The following is a 10313-nucleotide window of genomic DNA, read 5'->3' as shown; positions in this document are numbered from 1 at the left end:
CAACCATTAACTCTCTAAAAATACTAAATCATAGTACTACTTCTAATCATAGCAATAACATATATAATTGTAATCATTTGACTATAATTATATTTAAATTTAAGACTTAAGTCAATATGAAAGAAGCTTAAAGTTATGACTTTTTATATGACTTTAGTAACAATACAAAAAGATAATAGGATTTTATAATAAAGGTACAAACTTAAAGAAAAGAGGAGAAGAAACATGAGTTTTGGAGCAATAGGAATTATTTTAATAATTATAATATATAAAGGGTTTATAAATTCAAAGAATGGAAAAACTAAAAAAGTTAAGGATGGAATATTTATAGTACCATTAATATTCTTATATTTTTCAGTAGAACAATTATTAGAAATGAAAATAAATATAGTAAACATAGGCATAGTATCAATATCAATTATTATTGGTATAGGAATCGGTATGTTAAGAGCACGATTTTATGAAGTTAAGGTTAATTCAGAGGGAGAAGTTGTTTATAAAAGACATCTATTTGATATACTAATATTAGTTGTATATTTAGTAATAAAAATAGGGCTTGATATGAGTATAGGATATTTTGATAAAAATCTTATAAATGCAGTTGAAGCAGGAGCTTTATTTATGGCTTTAGCTTCAATTACAGTAAGAAGAATAAAAATATATATGGATTATTTAAGATTAAAGGGAAAACTGAATGGATAAAAAAAATAGATTTTTAAAGTTAGAGATAATAATATTAGCCTTAAACTTTCTAGTTGCAATGAAAAGCAATTTTGAAAGTCCTAAGGCTTTTTATAATTTAGGTTTAATCATTCTAATCTTAGGATTATTAATATTAAAATTTATAATAAAAGATGAAAAGATAGAAGTTGGAGTGAATTTAGTAACATGCCTTGTAGCGATAAGTTTGTATACTATAAATCCACAGGCAATAATGTATTTTTATTTAGCAATTATTGATAGTTTGCACTTGAAAAATTTAAAATTAAAGATAACATCAATGGCTATGATAGGAATATTTTGTTTTGTGGGAATTATAGCTTCATTTTTAGGAGAAGGGTTAACTTTCATAAAATTATCTGAAGTTGTTTTAGATGTAGCAGTACCTTATCTTGGATTTTGTATTGTAGTGATAATGATACATATTAGAAGTAAGGATAAAAAGAAAATTAAATATTTAAATAAAGAATTAGTAGAACAAAACAAAAAGCTTAAGGAGTATTCTGAAAAAGTAGAAATTTTAACTCTAGAAAAAGAGAGAAATAGAGTAGCACAAGAGCTTCATGATTCCTTAGGACATTATTTAATGGCCATATCAATGCATTTAAATATGTTAGAAAAAATAAAATCAGAAGAAAAAAAGGAAGAGATATTTTTAAAGACAAAGGGCTTAGTAAAAGAAAGTATAAAGGAGTTAAGGGATACAGTTTATAAGTTAAAAGATGAATCAAATTTATCATTTATAAAAAGAATTTATGATTTAGAAGAAAATCTAAAGGAAAAAGTTAAATTTATAAATGATATAGATGAGAGGATAGAATTAGAAAGTGATGAGATAAAAGAAGCTTTATATATAACAATAAAAGAATGTATAACAAATGGATTAAAGCATGGAGATAGTACTGAATTTGAAATTAGTATAAAGATAAAAAATGAAAAGATACAATTTTCTATAATGAATAATGGAAGTTTACCAGAAAATATTAAAAAATCAAATGGGGTTCTAGGAATAGAAGAAAGAATAGAAAAAATAGGTGGAACAGTGAGGGTTAAATTTATAGAGAAATTTACTATAGAAGGAGAGATTGAAAAGAAAAATGATTAAAGTTGTTATTGTAGATGACCAAAAGATTATTAGAGAAGGTTTAAAGTTAATTTTATCTTTAGATGATGATATAGAAGTAGTAGGGGAAGCTAGTGATGGATTAGAGGGAGTAAGCTTTTGTAGAGATAATGATGTTGATGTAGTTCTTATGGATATAAGAATGCCAAATGTAAATGGAGTTGAAGGAACAAAGCTTATAAAAGACCTTGAAAAAGATATAAAGGTTTTAATTTTGACAACCTTTAATGAAGATGAATATATATTAAAATCTATAAAAAATGGAGCAAAAGGATATCTTTTAAAGGATGCAGAACCAGATGAAATAATAAATGGAGTAAAGCAAGTAAACAAAGGGAATATGCTAATACATCCAGAAATAGCAGTGAAAATGGCTAATTTACTTAGTGAAAATAAAAGTGAGATAAATTTGAAAGAGCTTACGAAAAGAGAAGAAGAGGTTACAAAACTTATAGGTGAAGGTCTTAATAATAAGGAAATTGGAGAAAAGCTTTATTTATCAGAGGGAACAGTAAAGAATTATGTTACTAAAATTCTAGATAAACTAAATGTGAAAAATAGGACAGAACTTGCAATAAAATTAAAAAAATAGGAAGTAGGGTAGGAAGTAAGACGAAGTAAGAGATAAATTGATGAAGGAATGAATAAATAGGATTAAGTAGAGATAGGAGATATTTGAAGTTAAGCAAAAAAAAGAGAGTAGGTATATAATGGAGATATCAAGAAATTAGGAGAGTGATATTTTGGTATCGTCCAGAAAGAATGCTAAGAGGATAGCACTAATTATTTTAGGAGCATCAATTTTAGCATTTGGTAGTTATAATTTAAATTATCAAAATGATGTTACAGAAGGTGGAGTTTTAGGTTTAATGTTGCTTTTACAACATTTATTTAATATATCACCATCAATAACAAGTATCATCATTGATTTTTCACTGTTTTGTATAGGAATGAAATTTTTAGGTAAGAAGTTTTTATTATTAGCTTCCTTATCTACAGTAACATTTTCTATAACATATAAAATGTGGGAAAGTATAGGATTTATTATTCCAAACTTAACGAATCATATGATTTTAGCGAGTATTTTAGCAGGAATATGTGTTGGAGTTGGAGTAGGAATAGTAGTACGAGCAGGGGCAGCATCTGGTGGAGATGATGTTATAGCCATAATTGTTAGTAAATTTACAAGATTTAAAATGAACCATATGTATTACATAATGGATGCAACAGTATTATTACTTTCATTAACTTATATAAGTTATGAAAAAATAATTTATTCAGTGATTGCAGTATTAGTAAGTGGTAAATTGATAAGTGTTATTTATGAAATAGGAAGAAGCGAAGCTAAGATAAGTAAAGAAAGTAAAGTGATTGAAAATCCGGCTTTAGTATAGTGTAATTAAAGGTTGTTTAAATATTTTTATTTAAACAACCTTTTTTAGTTACCAAAAAAAACTTTTTTTAATACTATATTATGTATATTAAAAAATGAGGTGAAAAAAATGAGGATAAGATGTGGAAAAAATAATTTTACTTCTAAAAATTATAGAAATATAAAAAATTGTAATTTTGATAATGATGTTACCACAGAAAGCCAATGCACTTCTTGTTATGATGATTCAAGGTGTTCAGGAAAACATGATGGTTTTAATGATTATAATTCTTGTAATCCACCTAATTATTCATGTGGGGGAAGTAGCTGTGGATGCAATGGTTGTAGCTCGTGTGGAGGGAATGTAGGACCAACAGGACCAATGGGACCAACAGGACCAAGAGGATGTAGGGGACCAATAGGACCAATAGGGCCAACAGGAGTAACGGGAGCAACAGGAGTAACTGGAGCAACAGGAGTAACAGGAGCGACAGGGCTAACAGGAGCAACTGGAATGACAGGAGCTATCGGAGACACAGGACCAATAGGACCAGCTGGTGGAGCAACAGGAGCAACAGGAGCAACAGGAGTAACTGGGGCAACAGGAGTAACAGGAGCAACAGGAGTAACTGGAGTAACTGGAGATACAGGAGCAACAGGAGTAACTGGAGCAACAGGAGTAACAGGAGCAACAGGAGATACAGGAGCAACAGGAGCAACAGGAGTAACTGGAGTAACTGGAGTAACTGGAGTAACTGGAGTAACTGGAGTAACTGGAGTAACTGGAGTAACTGGAGCAACAGGAGTAACAGGAGTAACAGGAGCAACAGGAGCAACAGGAGATACAGGGGCAACTGGAGTAACAGGAGTAACAGGAGATACAGGAGCAACAGGAGTAACTGGAGCAACAGGAGTAACAGGAGCAACTGGAGTAACAGGAGTAACTGGAGTAACAGGAGTAACTGGAGTAACAGGAGATACAGGGGCAACTGGAATGACAGGAGCAACAGGAGCAGGATTACCAGGAAGTAATGCAGATGTAGTAGATGCAGGAGGAACACAAACCTTAGCAACAAATGATAAAGTTGTGTTAGCAACATCTACTATTAATGGAACAGATATTAGCTTTACAGCACCAACAGATATAACAATAAATACAAATGGAACGTATTTAGTTGAATTTGTAGCAAATGTAGAGGGAACAGCAACAGGGCAAAGTGTAGGAGCTACAGTAAATGTGGATGGTGTAAGTGGATTATTTAATACTGCAACAGCTACTGTTAATAATGGCGAGGTAGCAATGCTTAAGAGTATTGGAATTATAACTGTAGCCGCAGCACCAGTAGTCTTAACAGCAGTATCAACTTCATCTGCAAGTGAAGTTTTAAGTCAAGGTAAGTTTGTGATAGTAAGATTACAATAAAAAGAAGATAGATTTATTAAAATCATATGTGAAAGAGAGGATGAGCAATCATTCTCTTTTATATTGATAAACTATTATAAGACTGATAAGATATAGAGAGTAATTGTAAGTTAAAAAAAAGAAACTAAAGGATTAAATATGATATTATAAAATTCTGATACGATTAAGAAAAAGAAAGAGGTAATTTGATGGATAAAGTTACAACTAAAAGAGAAAAAAATGTAAAGATTATAAGTATATTAGTTTTAGTAGTTGCTATTGTGGCAGGAGGAACATATATAGGAAAGAATTTGTTTTTTTCAAGCCCAGAGCAAGTAATAAGAAATTTCTATGGTGCTATATCAAATAATCAACTTCAAAGATGTCTTACATACACAGATATACAAGATAGATTAGATGCACAAGTACCGAATGCAGAGGAAAGAGAACAAATAATGCAAACATTTCTAAAGCAATTTAATATAAATGAAAGAACTATACATATTAAATTAATAGATATAAAAAAAGAGGCTGGAGATAGTGAAACAGCTGTATATGATGTTAAGTACGATATTAACATAACTTATAAAAATGGTCCTGCATATAAAAACACAGAAGCAGATAAAATTTACTTAACAAAGATTAGAGGAAAATGGAAAATTGTAAATAGTAATGGAATGTATGATGCATTATCAAATATAATGAATGAAGTAATTCAAGGACAAAATAGTGTGCTTGAGGGTATAAAATAAATATAAAAAGTAGCGTAAACTGGATTTATGCTACTTTTTATATTTACGGAAGAAATAGAGTTTGATATTATAATTATATGGTATAATTTTACAAAATGGGGGTAGGAAGATGGGTAAGATGAAAAAAGTGATTATAATTATTCTCGCAATAATAGCGTTTTTTTGTTTTGTAAAGGTTGGAGGAAAGTATATTGAAGATGAAGAAGCAAAAACTGTCTACAAAGAAATAGAACAAATTGAGGAAAAAATTGAGAATGAAAATATAAATGAGAAAGAAAAATTCAAGAAAAAATATAGCGAAATGAAAAAGATAAATGAAGACTATGTGTTTTGGCTAAATGTTAAAGGAACAAATATAAATTATCCAGTGGCGAAAAGTAAGGATAATTATGAGTATTTGCATATGAACTTTGATAAAAACAAAAATTCATCAGGAACTATATTCATGGATTTTTCAAATAGAATGGATGATTTCAATACTATAATACATGGTCATAATATGAAGAATGGGACAATGTTTAATAACCTAGTAAAGTTTAAAAATGAGGATTTTTATAAAGAAAATAAAGAGATAACTATTTATAGAGAAAATGAAAAAGAAGTTTATGAAATATTTTCTGTATATGTAGTGGAGGCAGAAGAAGATTTTTTAAGGAGAGGATATAGTAAAGAATATATTGATTATATAAATAAGAAGAGTATATATAAAGAAAAAAGAGAAATTAATGAAAAAGATAAGATAATAACACTATCTACTTGTAGCTATGAATTTGAAAATGCAAGGACTGTAGTACACGCTGTTAAAAAAGCTTCCTAATTTTTAGGAGGCTTTTTATTATTATTATTATTAAAAATAACAAGAATACAGAATATTTAATAAGGAAGCATAATAAGAATAGATATGGAAAGTTTAAAAATAAAATAAAGGGGAGAGTTTTATGGCGTTATTTACAGAGTTATTTAAATCTTTTTTAGGTCAAGGAGTTATTGGATGGGGCGTTATATTAATTATAGTAGCAGCATTAGCTTACAATATATACCTAAGTATCTATCTTAAAAATTTTTATGGAGACTTATCTAAAGATTTCATTGATGGAGAAATAAAGAATGAAGCAGGGGAAAAGGAATTCAGAAATGAGACTTTAGCATCTATATCAGAAGATTTTAAAAAGAGTGCTACAAAGGGAATAGAAAATATTAATACAGAGGTTTTAATATTAAATCATTTAAAGAAAAAGCAAAAATTTAATGAGAGGATTATTTTTTTAATTCCAGCAGCAACTATTGGACTTGGATTACTAGGTACATTTTTAGGACTGACAGTAGCAATACATGGAACAAATGGAGTTTTAGAATCTGGAGTGCAAACGATGGAAGGTTTTTTAGCTAATATGAGTGTGCCATTACAGGGAATGTCTAGTGCTTTTTGGACAAGTATATTTGGGGTAACTGTATCATTAGTATTAAATAGTATAAATATTAGTGTGAAAAAAGAAAAAGAAATATTTTTTGATTATATGGAAGATTATTTAGATAACACATTATATGGTGAATATTCATATAGCTTTGTAACACAGTTTGAAAAGTTTAATGAGATAGTTTCAACAGCTATGATTAGACTTGCAAAAGATATGAGGGAGTTATTTATGAATGGAGTAAATGAACTTGTATCAAATATAAATAAAAATACATTAGATATGACAAATACTGCAAAAGAGTTAGGGGTATATGCAGAAGATTTTGGAAAAGTTATTCATAGTTTAGGAGAAACTATAGATAGCTTTAATGAACCTATAGAAAGATTTAAAGGCTCAATAAATGAATTTACAATAACAACAGATAAGCTTGAATTTATAATGAATGGCTCAGTAGAAAGATTAGAAGATAAATTAGATTATTTATCAGGAGTTATAAACAAACTTGATATGACTTCTGTTGAAAGAAATGAAACCTTTGATAAGGCAATTGAAGAGGTGAAGGAAGGTAGAGAAAGTATTAGGGACACTTATTTAGGAATAGTAGAAACTCTTAGGGCGATAAATATTTCTATATTAAATAGAGATGAAAATTTAGCATCAGAAATACATGGATTAAATTCAGGGTATGAAAAGTTTGAAGAAATTACTGTTGAATTTAAAGATAATATAAAAGGCTTACAAGAAAAGATTGAAGCAGGAGTTAAAAATTCAATAGAAAAAGGATTTATAAAAATTTCAGATGATATAGTAGGAGAATTAAAAGAAGTTCTAGAAGATATTGATGAATCAATAGGTGCTTTAAGCATGAATACTCAAACAGTAGGTAGACTTGTAAAAGCAACAAATGACTGGATAGACATAAGAAGAGATTAGGAGGAAGACTGATATGAAGATAAGGAGTAGAAAATATAAGTCTATAGAAGAGGAAGCATCTTACTGGCCATCCTTTGTAGACGTAATGACTACAATAGCTTTAGTGTTTTTCTTTTTAATGATTGTTGCAATGGGATTATCAAGTTTGTTTGTAGATAATATATCAGTGAAAAGAGAAAAAATATATACAAAAATACAAGAAAAATTAGATGCACAAAATGTTGATAAAAATATAATGTACTTTGACAAAGAAGAAGGAAAAATGATTCTGAAAACAGAAACCTTTTTTGAAACTGGAAAATGGAACTTGAAAAATGATGGTGTTGTTATGGCAGACCAACTTGGAAATGTGTTTATGGATATCTTATCAGATGAAGAGTTAGTAGGTGAGATAGAGTATATAGAAGTAATAGGGCATACAGATTATGCAGGAGAAACTATTCAAAATAGAAAATTATCTACAGAAAGGGCCATGAGTTTCTTAAATAGGATGGTTCCTATGAATAGCTCTTTAGAAAATGAATTTGGTGGCAAGTTTAAAGCGTCTGGAATGTCAGAGTTTGAGACCAATATAAGCAAGGAAGAAAGAGATAGAGAAAGTTATACAGATGAAGAAAAAGAAAAGGTGGCAAGTCAAAGAAAAATTGAAATAAAAATGGTGTTCTCAAATAAAGATTTAGAAAATGCAATAAAGAATAGAGCAAAGGACTAAAGGGTATGAAGATAAATGAAAAAGACATAATGGAATTTGTAGATTCAAAATATACAGAGGAAACATTAAAGGTTATAGAATATTTAAAAGAAGATATGATGCCATATAAAGAATTGAAAGAAAGTAATGTTATGAGAGCTGCCTTAGTATGGATTTTAAAGTATAAAGGATATAGTTATTTAAGTAATAAAATATATATGCTTTTCAATAAAAGAGAAATAGACTACAAAGAAGTATATGAAGCTCTTATAAATGCAAAAATAATAAAAAGAGAAAAAATTGGCTTTGTATCGGATGTAGACTTTAAAAGAGGAATAGTTTTTAAAAGCTCAAAGGGGATAAACAGAAGCTACTATATAAAGCTGATAAAAGATGTATATCCATTTAAAATAAAATATATAAGTAATGAATATAGGGGCTTTGTTGATATTAAATTTGAGGATAAAGAATATTATAGTAAGATAGATATAATCGTAAGCATACCAGAAAATGTGAAATATCCAATAAACATTAGAGAAAAAATAATAGTATATACAGACTACAAGGTAAAGTTCTTTGAAATAGATATATTGAAAATTGATGAAGTTATGGAAAGTTCATTTTATGATTTAAAAATATTAAATACTTTAAGTATGATGAAAGAAAGAACTAGAAGAATTATAGCTGTGGGGAAAGGAATTGAAAGACTACAAAAGGAAAAAAGTGAGGAATTTGCATTAGAATATCTAACAGAGATAAAAAATAAAAGTATATCAATGGAGATTTTTAGTCGATATAAGGAATGGATTGAAACAGTTGATGGAAAAATTAATGTTGAGTTTTATTTGAAAATAATAGAAGCATATTTAGATATGGATGAAATAGACGTTAAATTAGGTTATATGATAGAAGAATTTATATTAACAAGTCCATTATTAAAAGAAAATATAAGAATGTATTTAGAAGAATTTTACAAATTAGGGTATATAACTGAATTAACAGAAGAAATATTAGAAGTAATGAAGGTTAGTGACTTTAGTTTAGAAATAAAAAAGAAATTTAAAGTTTTAGATAAAGAAACATTAGAAGATTTTAAAGAAGGAAATGTGTCATTAGAAATGGCAAATAAGATTCTTTTAAGTAAAGGAATAAAATACGATAAAAGACTTATAAAGATAATGTATGATTTTTATGAGGAAACAGATGACGTAAAGGCAATTGAAAAGGTAATTAAAAAGAAGGATAGATTGGGCTTTAGAATAAAGGATGGGGATATAGTTTCATTAATAAACAAAAAACGTGAAGGAATAGATGTTAGAGATGAAGCGATTTTAAATGGTGGAAAAAGCTATAAAGATAAAAATAGATATATAAGAGATGAGATAGAACTTATAAAAATAAAGAGAATATTAGATAAGAATCAAAAGGAATAAAAAGGTAAAAATAAATAAAAATATATGGATAAAAAGATAAAGATTGGTGTATAATTAATATATATCAGGGAAAAGAATAAAGTGTTTAGTATATTAAAAATGTCTGTGTCTTAAAAAATCGCTAATTAAAAATCAAAAATTTTAATGTACTTCTAAAGCTTCTGCGGTTATTGCAGGAGCTTTCACTATTTGGAAGAAAAAAGAAAGAATAAAAAACATAGAACAGGTTAAAATACGACATATAAGGACTAAGAAAAAGCCTTATTTTAAAGGGAAGTATAATTAAATAAAAAAAATAAAAAAATATGCTTGACATAATTTTTTTTATGATGTTATAATAAGCGAGTCGGAAAAATAAAAACAAGTTTTCCGAGAGAAAGTTCTTTGAAAATTACATAACATAAATTGTTAATACAACAAAGCCAAGAAAAGATATTTAATTTAAATACTATTCTTTGTATCTAATTTT

9 protein-coding genes and 1 pseudogene are annotated in these 10313 nt (G+C 28.1%); all 10 read left to right on the top strand.

The window, feature by feature from the left end; translation table 11 throughout:
• Positions 1-225 precede the first annotated feature (225 nt).
• The 10 genes and pseudogenes from ACRC28_RS11075 (at position 226) to ACRC28_RS11030 (ending at position 9844) form a co-directional block, all read left to right on the top strand.
• A complete protein-coding gene (locus ACRC28_RS11075) occupies positions 226-702 on the top strand; it encodes a hypothetical protein (RefSeq protein WP_438543508.1) in 477 nt (158 codons plus the stop codon).
• On the top strand, positions 695-1825 hold the full coding sequence (locus tag ACRC28_RS11070; protein WP_438543507.1) for a sensor histidine kinase: 1131 nt from the start codon (positions 695-697) through the stop codon (positions 1823-1825). The genes ACRC28_RS11075 and ACRC28_RS11070 overlap by 8 nt, the downstream gene beginning before the upstream one ends.
• On the top strand, positions 1818-2435 hold the full coding sequence (locus tag ACRC28_RS11065; RefSeq protein WP_438543506.1) for a response regulator: 618 nt from the start codon (positions 1818-1820) through the stop codon (positions 2433-2435). The genes ACRC28_RS11070 and ACRC28_RS11065 overlap by 8 nt, the downstream gene beginning before the upstream one ends.
• A gap of 151 nt (positions 2436-2586) precedes the next feature.
• Positions 2587-3237, top strand: coding sequence for a YitT family protein (locus tag ACRC28_RS11060; RefSeq protein ID WP_438543505.1), 651 nt, complete (start codon positions 2587-2589; stop codon positions 3235-3237).
• 309 nt (positions 3238-3546) lie between these two features.
• A pseudogene (locus ACRC28_RS11055) lies at positions 3547-4230 on the top strand (collagen-like protein); the annotation flags it as partial.
• A gap of 596 nt (positions 4231-4826) precedes the next feature.
• The gene (locus ACRC28_RS11050; RefSeq protein WP_438543504.1) at positions 4827-5369 is read left to right on the top strand and encodes a hypothetical protein; all 543 of its coding nucleotides are present in this window, start codon (positions 4827-4829) and stop codon (positions 5367-5369) included.
• Positions 5370-5478: 109 nt separating this feature from the next.
• Positions 5479-6186, top strand: a complete 708-nt coding sequence (srtB, locus tag ACRC28_RS11045; protein ID WP_438543503.1) for a class B sortase — start codon at positions 5479-5481, stop codon at positions 6184-6186.
• Positions 6187-6307: 121 nt separating this feature from the next.
• The gene (locus ACRC28_RS11040; protein ID WP_438543502.1) at positions 6308-7720 is read left to right on the top strand and encodes a hypothetical protein; all 1413 of its coding nucleotides are present in this window, start codon (positions 6308-6310) and stop codon (positions 7718-7720) included.
• A 13-nt stretch (positions 7721-7733) separates the two neighbouring features.
• On the top strand, positions 7734-8432 hold the full coding sequence (locus ACRC28_RS11035; RefSeq protein WP_438543501.1) for an OmpA/MotB family protein: 699 nt from the start codon (positions 7734-7736) through the stop codon (positions 8430-8432).
• A 5-nt stretch (positions 8433-8437) separates the two neighbouring features.
• Positions 8438-9844 (top strand): hypothetical protein, encoded by a 1407-nt coding sequence (locus ACRC28_RS11030; RefSeq protein WP_438543500.1) that lies wholly within the window; start codon positions 8438-8440, stop codon positions 9842-9844.
• Positions 9845-10313 lie beyond the last annotated feature (469 nt).

This window comes from Clostridium sp., assembly GCF_051650885.1.
In the GTDB taxonomy this organism is placed as follows: Bacteria; Bacillota; Clostridia; order Clostridiales; family Clostridiaceae; genus Clostridium.
This window is presented reverse-complemented; position numbering and strand designations above follow the sequence as displayed.

What these genes read in the sequence shown, in the direction of transcription:
- ACRC28_RS11030 (WP_438543500.1), top strand. Translation starts at nt 8,438, where the DNA reads ATGAAGATAAATGAAAAAGACATAATGGAATTTGTAGATTCAAAATAT.
- srtB (WP_438543503.1), top strand. Translation starts at nt 5,479, where the DNA reads ATGGGTAAGATGAAAAAAGTGATTATAATTATTCTCGCAATAATAGCG.
- ACRC28_RS11065 (WP_438543506.1), top strand. Translation starts at nt 1,818, where the DNA reads ATGATTAAAGTTGTTATTGTAGATGACCAAAAGATTATTAGAGAAGGT.
- ACRC28_RS11070 (WP_438543507.1), top strand. Translation starts at nt 695, where the DNA reads ATGGATAAAAAAAATAGATTTTTAAAGTTAGAGATAATAATATTAGCC.
- ACRC28_RS11040 (WP_438543502.1), top strand. Translation starts at nt 6,308, where the DNA reads ATGGCGTTATTTACAGAGTTATTTAAATCTTTTTTAGGTCAAGGAGTT.
- ACRC28_RS11035 (WP_438543501.1), top strand. Translation starts at nt 7,734, where the DNA reads ATGAAGATAAGGAGTAGAAAATATAAGTCTATAGAAGAGGAAGCATCT.
- ACRC28_RS11050 (WP_438543504.1), top strand. Translation starts at nt 4,827, where the DNA reads ATGGATAAAGTTACAACTAAAAGAGAAAAAAATGTAAAGATTATAAGT.
- ACRC28_RS11075 (WP_438543508.1), top strand. Translation starts at nt 226, where the DNA reads ATGAGTTTTGGAGCAATAGGAATTATTTTAATAATTATAATATATAAA.